Origin of the sequence: Gryllotalpicola ginsengisoli DSM 22003, from assembly GCF_000419445.1 — a bacterium.
In the GTDB taxonomy this organism is placed as follows: Bacteria; Actinomycetota; Actinomycetes; order Actinomycetales; family Microbacteriaceae; genus Gryllotalpicola; species Gryllotalpicola ginsengisoli.
In genome coordinates this window covers 23,970-38,344 of record NZ_AULK01000001.1, presented here as the reverse complement: position 1 = coordinate 38,344, position 14,375 = coordinate 23,970, and the positions used below count along the sequence as shown (strand labels likewise).

At 73.3% G+C, this 14,375-nt stretch carries 10 protein-coding genes; 7 read left to right on the top strand and 3 right to left on the bottom strand.

The features are described from left to right. Positions 1 to 30: 30 nt before the first annotated feature. The 5 genes from H563_RS0100150 to H563_RS17155 are packed head-to-tail and all read left to right on the top strand — an operon-like array spanning position 31 to position 5,344. The gene (locus H563_RS0100150; protein ID WP_022880601.1) at positions 31 to 822 is read left to right on the top strand and encodes an SDR family oxidoreductase; all 792 of its coding nucleotides are present in this window, start codon (positions 31 to 33) and stop codon (positions 820 to 822) included. Then, entirely contained in the window at positions 819 to 1,943 is a 1,125-nt protein-coding gene (locus tag H563_RS14260; RefSeq protein WP_081416116.1) for a carboxylate-amine ligase, read from the top strand. Before H563_RS0100150 ends, H563_RS14260 begins: the two co-directional genes overlap by 4 nt. Before the next feature lie 55 nt (positions 1,944 to 1,998). After that, a complete protein-coding gene (locus H563_RS0100140) occupies positions 1,999 to 2,544 on the top strand; it encodes a hypothetical protein (protein WP_022880599.1) in 546 nt (181 codons plus the stop codon). Between the two features lie 2 nt (positions 2,545 to 2,546). Further along, the gene (locus H563_RS17035) at positions 2,547 to 4,571 is read left to right on the top strand and encodes an ATP-binding cassette domain-containing protein (RefSeq protein ID WP_051142578.1); all 2,025 of its coding nucleotides are present in this window, start codon (positions 2,547 to 2,549) and stop codon (positions 4,569 to 4,571) included. After that, on the top strand, positions 4,568 to 5,344 hold the full coding sequence (locus H563_RS17155; protein WP_051142577.1) for an ECF transporter S component: 777 nt from the start codon (positions 4,568 to 4,570) through the stop codon (positions 5,342 to 5,344). Before H563_RS17035 ends, H563_RS17155 begins: the two co-directional genes overlap by 4 nt. A gap of 176 nt (positions 5,345 to 5,520) precedes the next feature. On the opposite strand, the gene metH is transcribed toward H563_RS17155, so the two are convergent. The 3 genes from metH to H563_RS14250 all read right to left on the bottom strand — a co-directional run bounded on the left by metH (position 5,521) and on the right by H563_RS14250 (position 12,192). Further along, a complete protein-coding gene (gene metH, locus H563_RS0100130) occupies positions 5,521 to 9,060 on the bottom strand; it encodes a methionine synthase (RefSeq protein WP_081416115.1) in 3,540 nt (1,179 codons plus the stop codon). A 94-nt stretch (positions 9,061 to 9,154) separates the two neighbouring features. Then, positions 9,155 to 10,633 carry an MFS transporter gene (locus H563_RS0100125; RefSeq protein ID WP_022880597.1) on the bottom strand — a complete coding sequence of 493 codons (1,479 nt, stop codon included), beginning with the start codon at positions 10,631 to 10,633 and terminating at the stop codon, positions 9,155 to 9,157. Positions 10,634 to 10,791: 158 nt separating this feature from the next. Continuing rightward, the gene (locus H563_RS14250; protein WP_211212359.1) at positions 10,792 to 12,192 is read right to left on the bottom strand and encodes a chloride channel protein; all 1,401 of its coding nucleotides are present in this window, start codon (positions 12,190 to 12,192) and stop codon (positions 10,792 to 10,794) included. A 46-nt stretch (positions 12,193 to 12,238) separates the two neighbouring features. On the opposite strand from H563_RS14250, the gene H563_RS14245 reads away from it, so the two are divergent. Together H563_RS14245 and H563_RS17560 are read left to right on the top strand one after the other, a co-directional pair. Beyond that, a complete protein-coding gene (locus H563_RS14245) occupies positions 12,239 to 12,730 on the top strand; it encodes a MarR family winged helix-turn-helix transcriptional regulator (protein WP_022880595.1) in 492 nt (163 codons plus the stop codon). Next, entirely contained in the window at positions 12,720 to 14,288 is a 1,569-nt protein-coding gene (locus H563_RS17560; protein ID WP_022880594.1) for a cytochrome c oxidase assembly protein, read from the top strand. Before H563_RS14245 ends, H563_RS17560 begins: the two co-directional genes overlap by 11 nt. Positions 14,289 to 14,375 lie beyond the last annotated feature (87 nt).

Sequence of the window (14,375 nt, the reverse complement as noted above, 5' to 3'; positions counted from 1 at the left end):
CCCGCCGCGGGCTCGGGCACCGTCCCCGATATGAGCGAGAGGAAAGCGATCGTCACCGGCTCCGACTCCGGCATCGGGCGGGCCACCGCCGTGGCCCTCGCCCGCGCCGGGCACGACGTGGGCATCACCTGGCACAGCGACGAGGACGGCGCCGAGGAGACCGCGCGGCTCGTGCGCGAGCAGGGCGCGCAGGCGGTCACCGCCCGGCTCGATACGACGGATGCGCCCGGCTGCGGCGACGTCGTCGACGAGTTGGCCGGCCGGCTCGGCGGCCTCGACGTGTTCGTGAACAACGCCGGCATCAACGGCGGACCGGCGTTCTTCGACACCGATTGGGACACCTGGCGCTCGACGATCCTCGCCGACCTCGACGGCGCGTTCGTGTGCCTGCAGCGGGCGGCCCGGCTGATGGTCGACCAGGGCCGCGGCGGCCGGCTCATCGCGGTCACGAGCGTGCACGAGCACCAGCCGCGCGTCGGCTTCGCGGCTTACGCCGCGGCCAAGCACGGCCTGGGCGGCCTGATGAAGGTGCTCGCCCTCGAGCTCGGCGAGCACGGCATCACCGCCAACTCGGTCGCGCCGGGTGAGATCAGCACGCCCATGAACGACGCCTCGGCCGAGGATGCGCGGCGCACCCGGCGCCCCGGCATCCCCGTGGGCCGGCCCGGTGAACCCGACGAGGTCGCCGCGGTGATCGCGTTCCTGGCCTCCCCCGAGGCCTCCTATGTGACCGGCGCGTCGTGGACCGTCGACGGCGGAATGCTGCAGATGGGGCCCCAGGCCGGGTCGCACCTGACCGGCGACGAATGGCGCACGGCGTGAGGAAGTTCGGCGTCGAGGAGGAATTGCTGCTGGTCGACGCGGGGTCGGGGCATCCGATCGCCGTGGCGAGCGCCCTGCTCGACCGCGCCGACGGGGCCGTGCCGCCGCTCATCTCCCCCGCCGTCGAGCTCACGGCCGAACTGCAGCAGGAGATGCTCGAGGCGGTGTCGTCCCCGCAGGAGACGCTCGACGGCCTGCGCGCCGCCATCGCCAAGGGACGGGCGAGCTCCGACCGGGTGGCGGCGCTGATGGGTGCGCGGGCGGCGGCCCTGGCCACTGCTCCCCTGCCGGTGCAGCCGCACCTGATGCCGCACGAGCGGTACCTCGAGATGACGCGCCGCTACGGCACCGTCACCCGCGACGCGCTCACGATGGGCTGCCACGTGCACGTGTCGATCGACTCGCCCGAGGAGGGCGTCGGCGTCCTGGACCGCATCCGGGTGTGGCTGCCGCTGCTCGTCGCCGTGAGCGCCAACTCGCCGTTCAAGGCCGGCGAGGACACCGGGCACGCGAGCTACCGCACGGTGGCGTGGCGGCAGTGGCCGACCTCGGGCCCGCTCGAGGTGCTCGGCTCGGCCGCCGCCTACGACGAGCTGCTCGACGAGATGCGCCGCACCGGCGTGCTCATCGATGACGGCATGGTCTACTTCGACGCGCGGCTGTCGCGAAACCACCCGACGGTCGAGATCAGGGTGGCCGACATCTGCCTCAAGCAGACGGATGCCGCGCTCATCGCCGCCCTGTCGCGCGGACTCGTCGAGACGGCCGCCCGCGAGTGGGCCGCGGGCGAACCCGCCCCCGGCACGCGCTCGTCGACGCTGCGGCTGGCCACCTGGAAGGCGGCGATCGACGGGGTGCGCGGCGAGCTCGTCGACCCCGTCGAGGGCGTGCCGCGGCCGGCCGCCGGGGTGCTCGAGCGGCTGCTGGAGCACGTGCGGCCGGCGCTCACCGACTACGGGGACGAGGCGTTCGCGGAGGCCGAGCTGCGCCGCGTGATCGACGAGGGCACGGGCGCCGACTGGCAGCGGCGCACGGCCGAGAACACCTCTCTGGGCGAGATGGTCACGGCGGCGGCCGAGGTGACGCAGCAGGTCGGCAGCGCGTCCCCCGGGCCGGGGTGACGTCGCGCGGCGTCATCTGCGCCGGGCGCCGCCCCGCGATCAGTACGCTGACCCCATGCACCGCCGCGCCCTGCCGACCCTGCTCGCCGCCGCCGCCCTCGCCGCGGCCCTCACCGGGTGTTCCTCCAGCGGGAACGCGGGGTCCGGCGGCTCCGACGCCCCCTCCGCGAGCTCGACCCCGGCGGTCACCACGGCGGCCGACTGCACCGGAGTGTTCGTCACGGTGCAGTTCGGCGTGCTCGACCATCCCGATCTGAACGCGTGCGACCCCGTCACGGGAACGGTCACCGCGGCATCCGTGCTGAAGGATCTCGACGTCACGACCGCCGGCACGACCAAGTACCCCACCCAGGTGATCTGCCGGGTCGACGGGGAGCCGGACGCGTCGACGCCGATCGCGGTCGCGGGGCACGGCTCGTACACCGAGAAGTGCCAGGACATGCCCGCCGCATTCGCGTACTGGGCCCTCTGGGTGCGCGACTCGGCCACCGGCACGTGGGCGTATGCCCAGAACGGCATCGACAGCGAGAAGCTGAAGCCCGGGCAGTCGCTGGGGCTCAAGTTCACCACCGGGTCGGACACGACGCCGCCTGAGGGCTAGCGGTGCGCTTCCGGCCCGCCCCGCTGCGCCAGGCCGCGGTGCTCGCGGCGGTGTTCCTCGTCTCCCGGGTGCTGTACCGCGCGCTGTTCGCGGGCGCGGGCGGCGACGGCGCGCTGCTGCTCGACCTCCCGCTCGTCACCCTGCCGGCGCCGTTCAGCGGCGTGGCGCTGCTCGGGCCCGTGACCGGCGGCGGGCTGGCCGCAGCGGCGCTCTCGGCGCTGCCGTTCGCCGCGGCGATCCTCGGCTTCGGCGTGCTGAACGCCCTCGTCGACGTTCGCCCGTTCTTCGCGGCGGCAGCCCGGCGGGGACCCGTCCGGTCGCTGGCGCGCGCGCTCGTGATCGCCTGGCAGACGGTGCCGGCGCTGGGCCTCGCGGTACGGCGGGCGGCGCGCGCGGCGCGGCTGCGCGGCGAGCGGCCCGGGCCGAGCACCCTCGTTCCCGTGCTCGAGGGCGCCATCGAGCGGGCGGTCGGGCTCGCCGCCGCGCTGGAGCTGCGCGGTTTCGCCGCCGAGCGCCGCCTCGAGGGCCGCTGCGAGACGCCTGTGCGGGCGACGGATGCCGCGCTGCACCGCCCCGGCTGGACGCTGGCCCTGCCCGAGCTGGAGTTGACGCCCGGCACCCTGACCGTGCTCACCGGGCCGACGGGCTCGGGCAAGTCGAGCGTGCTCGACGCCCTGTCGGGCCTGTTCCAGCACGTCGACGGCGGTTCCCAGACCGGGCTGCTGCAGGTCGGCGACCTCGACCGCGCGGCGGTGCCGCCGCGGGAGACGGCCGGGTTCGTCGGCGCGGTCGGGCAGCGGGTGCGGGACAGGTTCGTGGGCGAGACGGTCGCCGAGGAGCTGGGCTTCGCGCTCGCCCTGCGCGGCGTCGCGCCGGTGATCGTCGCGGCGCGGGTGCGCGAGGTCGCCGGGCGGCTCGGCGTCGCGGGGCTGCTGGAGCGGCCGATCGGCGCGCTGTCGGCCGGCGAGGCGGTGCTCGTGGCGCTGGCGGCGGCGGTGATCGAGAACCCGACGCTGCTGCTCGTCGACGAGCCGCTCGCCGAGCTCGACGAGACGGCGCGCCCGCGCGTCGTCGCCGCCCTCGCCGCGCTCGCCCACGACGCCGGGGTGTGCGTGCTGGTCGCCGAGCACCGGGCGGCGTGGTTCCGGGATGTCGCGGACGGGTGGTTGGCCATCCGGGACGGTGGTGTGGTGCGGGAGGAGCCGGGTCTCCATTCGCGCTCCGCGCGAGTCGACCAGCAAGGCGGCGCGGGTCTCCATTCGCGCTCCGCGCGAGTCGACCAGCAAGGCGGCCCGGGTCTCCATTCGCGCTCCGCGCGAGTCGACCAGCACGGCGGCCGTCGGTCGACTCACGGCGCAGCCGTGAATGGAGACCGGTCCCCCGCCCTGCGCCTGCACGACCTCACCGTGCGCCACGGCGAGCTCACCGCCGTCGACGGCATCGGCCTCGAGCTCCACCCCGGAGAGCTGGTCGCCCTCACCGGGCCGAACGGGGCGGGCAAGTCGTCCCTGCTGACGGCGGTCGCCTCCGGCGCCGAGGGCGTGAGCGTGCGCGGGCGGGAGGTGCGCGCGCTCACCCCGCGCGCACGGCGCGCCGCCGTGTCCCTCGTGCCCGAGGTCGTCGAAGACCTCTTCGTGACCGACTCGGTCGCGGCCGAATGCCGCCGCAGCGACCGGCGCCGGCATCCGTCGCGCCCGACCCTCGACCTGCTCTCCACGCTGCTCGGCCGCGGGGCGGCGCCGCTCGCCGAGACGCACCCGCGCGACCTCTCCGGCGGTGAGCGCGTGTGCCTGGCGATCGCGCTGCAGCTCGCCGCCGACCCGGCCGTGCTGCTCGTGGACGAGCCGGTGCGCGGGCTCGACGCCGCCGCGCGAGCCGAGGTCGCGGGCGCCCTGCGCCGGGCGGCCGAGGGCGGTGCCGCGGTGCTCTTCGCCACGCACGAGCGCGACTTCGCCGAGGCGCTCGCGCAGCGCGAGCTGCGCCTCGTGGCCGGGCGCCTGGTCGAGCCGCAGGGGGTGGGGGCATGACGGCGGTGGGGACGACGCCGCGCGGCATCCGTGCCCGACTCGACTGGCGCGCGCTCGCGCTCGCCGCCGGCAGCGTGCTCGCCGCCGGTGCCTTCGCCTGGCCGCTGTTCGCCCCCGCCCTGCCCGCGCAGGCGCAGGCCGCGGTGCCGTACCTGGCGTTCGCGCTCGCCCCGGCCGTGGTGGCGGCGCTGGCCATCGCCCTCGACGGCCAGGTGTCGAGCGCGAAGACGGTCGCGCTGCTCGGCGTGCTGGGCGCGATCGGCGCCGCGACTCGCGTCGCGGGCGACGTCGTCGGCGGCATCGAGCCGGTGTTCGTCGTGCTGATCCTCGCCGGCCGCGCCCTCGGCGCCCGGTTCGGGTTCCTGCTCGGGCTCGTCGTGATGACCGTGTCGGCCGTGATCACGGGCGGCGTCGGGCCGTGGCTGCCGTTCCAGCTGTTCGCGTGCGCGTGGGTCGCCGCGGGGGCGGGGCTGCTGCCGCGCATCCGCTCGAAGGTGGGCGAGCTCGTGCTGCTCGCCGGCTACGGCGCGGTCGCCTCGTGGCTGGTCGGCGCGCTGCTCAACCTGTGGTTCTGGCCGTTCCAGGTCGGCGAGGGGGCGAGCATCTCGTATGACCCGCACGCGTCGCTCGGACACAACCTCACGGCGTTCGCGCTGTACTCGCTGGTCACCTCGACCCTCACCTGGGACACGGTGCGGGCGATCACCACGGTGGTCGGCATCGCGCTGGTCGGCTGCCCCGTGCTGGCCGCCTTGCGCCGCGCGAAGTTGTAGGCGACGCCCGCCGGCTTTGCGCGCCTCGGATCCGCCGTCCGCTACCCGGACCCGAGTGGCGCGATGCGGATCCGAGTAGCGCAAGACGCTCTGCAAGGCGGCGACTTGTTCGCCGCCGGACGCGGGAACCGCGAAAGCCGACCGCGGCGCGCCGGGTGGGGACCGGCGCGCGAGACCTACACGGAAAAGTATTTCGCTTCCGGGTGGTGGAAGACGAAGGCGTCGGTGGACTGCTCGGGGTGCAGCTGCAGCTCCTCCGAGAGCACGACGCCGATGCGCTCGGGCCGCAGCAGCTGGACGACCTTGGTGCGGTCCTCCATGTCGGGGCAGGCCGGGTAGCCGAGCGAGAAGCGCGCGCCGCGGTACTCGAGCTTGAACAGCCCCTCGGTGTCGGCCGGGTCCTCGGCGGCGAACCCGAGTTCGGCACGGATGCGCGCATGCCAGTACTCCGCCAGCGCCTCGGTCAGCTGCATGGCCAGGCCGTTCAGCTCCAGGTACTCGCGGTACCGGTTCTCGGCGAACAGCGCCCCGGTGAACTCGCTCACCCGCGCCCCGGCCGTGACGAGCTGCACCGGCATGACGTCGACCTGCCCCGACTCGCGCGAGCGCACGAAGTCGGCGAGGCACAGGTGCCGGTCGCGGCGCTGGCGCGGGAAGCGGAAGCGCAGCCGCTCGCCGCCGAGCGCCCCGCCCGAGCCGCCGTCGGGGGCGAGCAGCCCCGGCGTGCCGAGGGCGCCTGCGGGGTCGTCGCCGTGGTGCAGCACGACGACGTCGTCGCCGTCTGAGACCACGGGGAAGTACCCGTAGGCGACGGATGCCTCGAGCATCCCCTCCGCGACGATGCGGTCGAGCCAGTACCGCAGCCTCGGCCGCCCCTCGGTCTCCACGAGCTGCTCGTAGCTCGGGCCGTCCGCCCCGCGCGACGGTTTCAGCCCCCACTGCCCCATGAAGGTGGCGCGCTCGTCGAGGAACGCGGCGAACTCGCCCAGCGGGATGCCCTTGACGAGCCGGGTGCCCCAGAACGGCGGCGCCGGCACCGGGTTGTCGGAGGCGACGTCGCTGCGCGCCGGCATCGCCTCGGGCTCGGTCAGGGTCAGCGTCGTGCCCTGCCGGTGGATGCGCTTCTTCAGCGGCGGCAGGCCGACCGAGGCCGGGTCGGCGCCGCGGGCGATCTTCACCAGGGGCTCCATCAGCGCGAGGCCCTCGAACGCGTCGCGGGCGTAGCGCACCTCGCCCTCGAACAGCTCGGCGAGGTCCTGCTCCACGTAGGCGCGGGTGAGCGCCGCGCCGCCCAGGATGATCGGCCACCGTTTCGCGAGGCCCCTGGAGTTCAGCTCCTGCAGGTTCTCCTTCATCACCACGGTCGACTTGACCAGCAGCCCGCTCATGCCGATCACGTCGGCGTGGTGCTCCTCGGCGGCGGCGATGATGTCGTTGATCGGCTGCTTGATGCCGAGGTTGATCACCTCGTAGCCGTTGTTGGTGAGGATGATGTCGACGAGGTTCTTGCCGATGTCGTGCACGTCGCCGCGCACGGTGGCCAGCACGATGCGGCCCTTGCCGGCGTCCTCGGTCTTCTCCATGTGCGGTTCGAGCAGCGCGACGGCGCTCTTCATCACCTCGGCCGACTGCAGCACGAACGGCAGCTGCATCTCGCCGGCGCCGAAGCGCTCGCCGACCACCTTCATGCCCTCCAGCAGGTGCACGTTGATGATCTCGAGCGCCGTGAGGCCGCCGGCCATGGCCTCCTGCAGGTCGGCCTCGAGGCCCTTGCCCTCGCCGTCGATGATGCGCCGCTGCAGCCGCTCGCCCACCGGCAGCGCGGCGAGCTCGGCGGCGCGCTGGTCGCGCAGCGCCTTGGAGTCGACGCCGGCGAACAGCTCGAGCATCCGTGCCAGCGGGTCGTACGTGACGTTGCCGTCGGCGTCGTACTCGCGCTTGTCCCAGACCAGGTCGAGGGCGACCTGGCGCTGCTCGTCGGGAAGGGAGGCGAGCGGCACGATCTTCGCCGCGTCGATGATGGCCGAGTCGAGGCCGGCCTGCACGGCCTCGTGCAGGAACACCGAGTTGAGCACGGTGCGGGCGGCCGGGTTCAGCCCGAACGACACGTTCGAGACGCCGAGCGTGGTGTGGATGCCCGGGTACTTGGCGGTGAGCTGCCGGATCGCCTCGATGGTCTCGATCGCGTCGCGGCGGGTCTCCTCCTGCCCGGTCGCGATGGGGAACGTCAGGCAGTCGACGATGATGTCGGAGACCTCGAGCCCCCACTCGCCGGTCAGCGCCTCGACGAGCCGGGTGGCGATCGCCAGCTTGCCCTCGGTGGTGCGCGCCTGGCCCTGCTCGTCGATGGTGAGGGCGATCACGGCGGCGCCGTGCTCCTTCACGAGCGGCATGATGCGGCCATAGCGGGAGGTCGGGCCGTCGCCGTCCTCGAAGTTCACCGAGTTGATCACCGGGCGCCCCCCGATCAGCTCGAGGCCCGCCTGCAGCACGGCCGGCTCGGTCGAGTCGACGACGAGCGGCAGGGTGGAGGCGCTCGCGAGCCGCGAGACGACCTCGCGCACGTCGGCGACGCCGTCGCGGCCGACGTAGTCGACGCACACGTCGAGCAGGTGCGCCCCGGCGCGGATCTGCCGGCGCGCGATCTCGACGCAGTCGTCCCAGCGCTCCTCGAGCATCGCCTCGCGGAACGCCTTCGAGCCGTTGGCGTTGGTGCGCTCGCCGATGGCGAGGTACGAGGCGTCCTGGTGGAACGGCACGTGCTGGTACAGGCTTGCGACCCCAGGGTCGTCCTCCACCTGCCGCGCGGCGACCCGCACCCGGCCGACGCGCTCGACGACCGCTTTCAGGTGCGCGGGCGTCGTGCCGCAGCATCCGCCCACCAGGCCCACGCCGAACTCGCGCACGAACTGCTCGTGCGCCCGCGCGAGCTCGGCCGGCTGCAGCGGGTACCGCGCGCCGTCCGAGGTCAGCTGCGGCAGGCCCGCGTTGGGCATGCACACGACCGGCACCCGGGAGTGCCGGGACAGGTAGCGCAGGTGCTCGCTCATCAGGTCGGGCCCGGTGGCGCAGTTCAGCCCGATCGCGTCGACGCCGAGCGGCTCGATCGCCGTCAGCGCGGCGCCGACCTCCGAGCCCATCAGCATGGTGCCGGTGGTCTCGACGGTGATCTCGACGAAGATGGGCAGACGGATGCCTGTCTCTTCGGTCGCCGCCTTGCATCCGTTGATCGCCGCCTTGGTCTGCAGCAGGTCCTGCGACGTCTCGATGAGGAACGCGTCGGCGCCGCCCTCGATCAGCCCGGCCGCCTGCTGGGCGAAGGTCTGCTTCAGGTTGGCGTACGTGGTGTGGCCGAGGCTCGGCAGCTTCGTGCCGGGGCCGATCGAGCCGAGCACCCAGCGCGGCCGGCCGTCGCGCTCGCGCCACGCGTCGGCGCGCTCGCGGGCGATGCGCGCCCCGGCCGCCGCAAGCTCGGTGATGCGGTCGGCGATGCCGTAGTCGGAGAGGTTCGACCAGTTGGCGCCGAAGGTGTTGCTCTCGACCGCGTCGACGCCCACCTCGAGGTAGGCGTCGTGGATCGAGGCGATGATGTCGGGCCGCGAGACGTTGAGGATCTCGTTGCAGCCCTCGTGCTGCTGGTAGTCGTCGAGCGTCGGCTCGTGCGACTGGATCATGGTGCCCATGGCGCCGTCGGCGATCACGACGCGCCGGCGCATCGTGTCGAGCAGCTCGGCGGAGCGCGGGGGCAGCACGGCGGAAGTCTGGCTCACGCGACCCAGGCTATCCGCGTACCGCCCCCGCGCACCCGGGTCAGTCGCGCGCGGCTGCGCCCACCGGCTCCAGCGGCAGCTCGTCGAGGTCGAGCAGCTCGTTCTCGTCCTGCGTCTCGACCAGCTCGACGGCCTCCGCGGCGGTCTCGACGGCGGGCATCGAGCCCGGCAGCGGGCGCCGGGCCGACTCGCGCAGGCCGAAGGCCGCGGCGGCGCCGACGACGGCGAATCCGATCAGGTAGTAGGCCGGGGTCATCGAGTCGCCGGTGGCCTGCATGATCGCCTCGATGAACACGGGCGCCGTGCCGCCGAACACGGCGACGGCGATGTTGTACGAGATGCCCATCGAGCCGTAGCGCATCGCGGTCGGGTACTGCGCCGGCAGCGCCGAGGCGAGGGTGCCGACGAGCAGCGCCGTCGGGATCGCCATCAGGAACAGCCCGACGAGCGTCGACCACACCGCGCCGACCGCGAGCAGCCCGAAGGCGGGCACGGCGAGCACGCCCATCGCGGCCGCCCCGAGCCACACGGTGGGGCGGCGGCCGATGCGGTCGGAGAGCAGGCCTGCGGCCGGGATGCCGGCCGACATGATCACGAGCACCGGGATGGTGAGCAGGGTGCCGTGCACCGCGTCGTAGCCGAGCGTGTCGGTCAGGTAGGTCGGCATGTAGCTGGTCAGGGCGTAGCCGACGGTGTTGGCCGCGGCGACCAGCACGATGGCGATCAGCAGCGGGCGCCACTGGGTGCGCAGGATGGCCAGCAGGCCGGTCTCGGCGGCGAGCTGCTCCTCCTTCTCGCCCTGCTCGGCCTCGAGCACGGCCTGGAAGGCGGGCGACTCCTCGATCTTCAGCCGGAAGTACACGGCGGTCGCGCCGATCGGCCCCGCGATGAGGAACGGGATGCGCCATCCGTAATCGAGCATCGCCTGGTCGCCGAGCGTGAGCTGCATGATCGAGACGATCAGCGCGCCGAACGCGAAGCCCAGGTACGAGCCGAGGTCGAGGAAGCCGCCGAAGAAGCCGCGCCGGCGGTCGGGCGCGTACTCGCTGACGAAGGTGGTGACGCCGGCGTACTCGCCGCCGGTCGAGAAGCCCTGCAGCAGCTTCATCACGACGAGGATCACCGGTGCGGCGGCGCCGATCGTCGCGTAGGAGGGGATGAGGCCGACGATGAAGGTCGCCGAGGCCATCATGATGAGCGTCGTGGCCAGCACCCGCTGGCGGCCGACCTTGTCGCCCAGCCGGCCGAAGACGATGCCGCCCAGCGGGCGCACGATGTAGGTCGCGGCGAACACGCCGAGCGAGAACAGGATCTGGACGCTCGAGGCGGCCGTGGGCAGGAAGACCTTGCCCATCGTGACGGCGAGGTAGCCGTACACGCCGACGTCGTACCACTCCATGGTGTTGCCGACCACGGTGCCGCGCAGGGCGCGCTTCAGGCGCGAGGTGTCGACGATGTTGATGTCGTCGAGGCGCAGGCGCCGCGGTGCGGAGGTTGTGCGAATTGCGTGAGAACTCATGGTTCCTTCCTGTGTCGAGCGACTGTCACGACCCGAATCGTCGTCCGCCACCCAGGGGCTCAGCGCCGCCCCCCATTCGGGGGCCGGCTCTCACATGAGCCAACTAGTTTACGTGTGAAAAGCAAATGTCGCGAATCGAGGGCGGGTCCGGGCGCGGCTCATGCCGCCGATGGTTCGTCGCCGCGGGCGTGCATCATGCGGCGGTATTCGTAGTCCTGCAGGCGTTCGATGTCCTGCCCGCGGCGCAGCAGCTTCTGCGTGTAGACGGTGCCGTACGAGATGGAGCGGGAGACCAGCGTCGAGATGGCCCCGGTGAGCATGACCGGCAGGGCGAGGGTGAAGTCGCCGGTCATCTCGACCACGGAAGCCAACGCCGTCAGCGGCGCCCGCGTGCCGGAGGCGAAGACGCCGGCCATGCCGATCGCCGCGTAGAGGGCGGGGCTGCCCGCGGCATCGCCGAACAGCTGGTCGACCACGACGCCGTAGGCGGTGCCGGTCATCAGGCCGACGAACAGGGAGGGCGCGAACACCCCGCCCGATCCGCCGACGCCGAGGGTGAGCGAGGTCGCGAAGATCTTCGCCGCGGCCAGCAGCACGAGGAACCACAGCGTGTAGTGGCCGTCGAGCGCGCGGAACATGACCGGATACCCCACGCCGTAGAGCTGCGGCAGGGCGAGCAGCAGCAGGCCGACGAGCAGGCCGCCGACCGCCGGCCGCGCCCATTCGGGCCTGCCCGCCCAGAGCCGGTCGCAGAGATCCTCGACGGCGTAGAGCACCCATTTGAACAGCTGGCCGACGAACGCGGCGATCACGGCCAGCGCTGCCACGAGCAGGTAGTCGGCCGAGTGCTCGAGCGAGGCGCTGTGCGGGAACTGCGCCAGGAACGGCGCGTCGCCGATCAGCGGCCGCACGATCGCGTCGGCCACCATCGAGGACAGCATGATGGCGAACAGCGAGCCGGCCGAGATCTCGCGCAGGATGATCTCGGCGCCGAAGAAGACGCCGGTGATCGGGGCGTTGAACGTCGCCGAGATGCCGCCGGCGGCGCCGCAGGCCACGAGGATGCGCAGTCTGCTGGTCGGCATGCGGATGGCCTGGCCGAGGCTCGAGGCGAGGGCGGAGCCGATCTGCACGATGGGGCCCTCGCGGCCGACCGAGCCGCCGCTGCCGATCGTGAGCGCGGAGGCGAACGCCTTCACGACCGCGACCTGGGGGCGGATGCGCCCGCCGCGCTCGGCGACGGCGAGCATCACCTCGGGCACCCCGTGGCCGCGCGCCTCACGCGCCCACCGGTAGACGACGGGGCCGTAGATCAGGCCGCCGACGGCGGGCGCGAGCACGTAGAACAGCGGACCGAGCCAGGGTGCGTGCGCGCTGTCGATGCGGCCGTCCTGGCCGAACTCCTGATAGCCGGTGGCGAGCCAGGTGAAGCCGAGCACGAGGAAGCGGAAGACCAGCGCCCCGACCGCCGAGCCGGCGCCGACCACCAGGGCGACGACGAAAAGTCCGTAACGATTCTCCCGGAGCCACCCGGCCGGCCGACTCATATTTGCACTCACGCAACTATTGTAAGAGTGCAACATATGGCGAACGGGCGGAGGAGAAATGGCCGGACGCGCTGAGGAGCGGCAGCAGTCGGAGGGAGACCCCGGCACGGCCGACGTCGTGCTGACCGCGTCCCGCGCTCTGCTCGCGATCGTCGCCCGCTCGGTCGCCCCGGCGCTGGAGGTCGTCTCCCTCCCACAGTTCCGCGTGCTCGTGCTGCTCTCCACCGACGGCCCGACCCGCGTCGGATCGCTCGCCGAGCACGTCGGCGCCAACCCCTCCACCTTCAGCCGCTCGGTCGACCGGATGGTCGCCGCCGGGTGGGTGGTGCGCACGGGCAACCCGGAGAGCCGGCGCGAGGTGCTGCTCGAGCTGACCGACGACGGGCGCTGGCTGGTCGAGTCGGTGACCGCCAGGCGGCGACGCGAGATCGAGACGGTGCTCGAGCGGATGCCTCCCTCGCAGCGCGCCGCCCTGGTGAGGGCGCTGCGCTCCTTCAGCGAGGCCGCCGGCGAGGCGAGCGTCGGGGATCTGCTGACCCTTGGTCTCTGACCTCATCGCGCTCGTCGCCGCGTCCGGCATGGATGGCGGCTCCTCCGGCGACATGTCCGGCCTGATGTGGATGCCGACGGCGCCGCTGACGACGGCGCGGCTGTTCGCCGTGCATCCGCAGCCCGTGCCCGTGCTGCCGCTGCTCGGGCTCGCCCTGCTCGCCGCGTATCTCGTCGGGGTGGCGGTGCTGCGCGCCCGCGGCGACCGGTGGCCGCTCGGCCGCGTGCTCTGGTGGGTCCTCGGGGTCGGCACCCTCGAGCTGATGACGGCCACCGGGTTCGACGGCTACGGCATGGAGCTGTTCTGGGTGCACATGCTGCAGCACATGTGCATCGGCATGCTGACGCCGATCCTGCTCACCCTGGGGGCGCCGATGACCCTGCTGCTGCGGGCCCTGCCCGCACGGCGCCGCGGCGGGGGCCGCAGCGCCCGGGCCGTGGTGCTCGCGGTCGTGCACTCGCGGGTCATCCGTGTCGTCGCCAACCCGGCCGTGACCGTCGTGCTGTTCCTGCTCGGCCTCTACGTGCTCTACTTCACGCCCGTGTTCGACGCGCTGATGAGCACCATGTGGGGGCACAACCTGATGCTCGTCCACTTCCTGGCGATCGGCATGCTGTACTTCTGGGGCGTGCTCGGCGTCGACCCGAGCCCGCGCCGCGGCGGCGGCCTGATGGGCGCCTTCGCCCGGCCGGTGGTGCGCATCGGGGAGCTCGCGGCCACCGTGCCGTTCCACGCGTTCTTCGGGGTCGTGATCATGATGTCCGCCCGGCCCATCGTCGGCTTCTACGCGCACCCGCCCGCCTGGTCGCACACGAGCGCGCTGGCGGACCAGCAGGCGGCCGGCGGCGTCGCCTGGGGGTTCACCGAGCTGCCCACCCTGTTCGTGCTCGGCGTGCTGTTCCTCGAGTGGCAGCGCACCGACGCCCGGCGCACGCGCACCGCCGACCGGAAAGCCAGGCTGCGCGGCGACGTCGAGCTGGACGCGTACAACGCCCGGCTCGCCGAGCTCGCCCGGCGCGACGAGGCGGCGGGCGGCGGAGCGGGGGGGGTCGCGATGAGCGCCCGCGGCATGCGCGCGGCCGCCGTCGCCGCGACCCTGGCGGCGGCGGTCTCACTCTCGGCCTGCTCGTCGTCGGCCTCCGACGACTCCGGCTGGACCGCCCTGCCCCGCTGCCCCGCGGCGGATGCGGTGTCCGCGCCCGCAGGGCTCTCGGGACTGCGCTTCACCTCTGCGAGCACGACCAGGGAGACGCTCGGCACGACCGGCTGCTCGTACCGGGACAGCGCCGGCGACCAGCTCTCGGTCGAGTCGCAGCCCGGCCCGCCGTCGGACGTGCAGTTCGGGACGGCGGCGGGGCTGCGGCTGCGCGACCTCCCCGCGCTCGGCGACGGTGCCCATTCGGCGCAGTCGGCGACGTTCTGCGCGCTCGCGGTGCCGCAGCGCGGCGGCCGCACCCTCCAGTTGCAGCTGCTCGGCGCGAGCGGCTCGTCCATCTCGACCGCGTGCGATCGGATGCCGCGGCTCCTGCGCCTCTTCGCCGACGCCCCCTCCTCCTGAGCCGCCGCGCCGGCTCGCGTCGGCCCGCCCGCTCTCCTAGGCTGGAGCCGGTGTGCCGGGAAGTCTGGTCGGCGTCGAAATCCGTTC

Bases quoted from the DNA above. Each gene is read 5' to 3' on its own strand.
- H563_RS0100150 (WP_022880601.1), top strand. From the start codon at position 31: ATGAGCGAGAGGAAAGCGATCGTCACCGGCTCCGACTCCGGCATCGGG.
- metH (WP_081416115.1), bottom strand. From the start codon at position 9,060: ATGCGCCGGCGCGTCGTGATCGCCGACGGCGCCATGGGCACCATGATC.
- H563_RS0100125 (WP_022880597.1), bottom strand. From the start codon at position 10,633: ATGAGTTCTCACGCAATTCGCACAACCTCCGCACCGCGGCGCCTGCGC.
- H563_RS14245 (WP_022880595.1), top strand. From the start codon at position 12,239: ATGGCCGGACGCGCTGAGGAGCGGCAGCAGTCGGAGGGAGACCCCGGC.
- H563_RS17155 (WP_051142577.1), top strand. From the start codon at position 4,568: ATGACGGCGGTGGGGACGACGCCGCGCGGCATCCGTGCCCGACTCGAC.
- H563_RS0100140 (WP_022880599.1), top strand. From the start codon at position 1,999: ATGCACCGCCGCGCCCTGCCGACCCTGCTCGCCGCCGCCGCCCTCGCC.